Origin of the sequence: Paenibacillus sp. GYB004 (assembly GCF_036577605.1) — a bacterium.
Classification (GTDB): Bacteria; Bacillota; Bacilli; order Paenibacillales; family NBRC-103111; genus Paenibacillus_AB; species Paenibacillus_AB oceani.
The window spans coordinates 1-887 of sequence record NZ_JARBDB010000049.1 but is presented as its reverse complement, the minus strand read 5'-3'; the positions used below and the strand labels follow the sequence as shown (position 1 = coordinate 887).

Genomic DNA, 887 nt, shown 5'->3' with positions numbered 1-887 from the left:
GTAAAGAGCCATCTCCTCAAGGGTCAGCCCCTGATCGGAGCGTGTACGGCCATCGGAAACCGCAAGCAGCAGGTTGCCTTCGGCGTCGATCCCGGCAAACGTCCGCTGACAGCGCACGAGGTTACCGTTTGCGTCCCGGCCTATTTCCGTTGCGGTCTCTTCTTCTTCCCGGTAGTAATCCCAGGCGGCGCGGCCATTGCTGACCAGTAACGGCGTTCCCGGAAATGCACAGTCGCTATCATCGACGGCCGATCCCGGCAGGCGGATTTCCGCGCAGCCATCTTTAAACGTGAGGAAATGCCATTTGTGAGTCTTGCCCCACGCGCCGTTGATGTATTTGGTTCCGTCCCATACTGTTCCGACCGGTAGTTTGGCCGCGGGATCGAAGTACGGGAAGTTGAATCCGTAGTCGGCGCCGTGTTCCTTGACCAGCTCGGACACCTTTGCGTCTGGTTGGGCGACTAGCTTATATTTGGCTTTGCCGCGTTCGATCTTGAGCAGCCGGACGTCGGTTCCGGGCTTGTTATAGTCAAACGTGAGGTATTCGAGTTTGCCGTTCCGGGCAATGATCCGTTCTTTAATGACTGTTGGTTTGTCCATTCCGCCGTTCTCCTCCCCGGTGATTCCCTGCCAATACACTAAATCCATTTCATTCATGTCGACGCGTCCGGTGATTCCCGGCACGGCCCCGGCGTCGGAATATTGGAACATTGCCCACTTATCCCATGTGCCGTTGGTCATCGGCGTATCGACGCCATAGTGGGCGATCCACAGCGGCCAGCGGGCAAGCTTGCTGGCCAAGAATGAGCGAGCGAAAGAGCCACCGGTATAAACCATTACCGGGTGCCCGGAACGCTTCTCGACCGTCTCCAGCCATTCACAACACC

1 protein-coding gene is annotated in these 887 nt (G+C 57.4%); it reads right to left on the bottom strand.

Going from position 1 to position 887, the window contains the following annotated elements; genetic code table 11:
- Positions 1 to 887 (bottom strand): GH25 family lysozyme (locus PV433_RS21140; protein WP_332074048.1); only part of this gene is annotated, 887 nt, incomplete at both ends.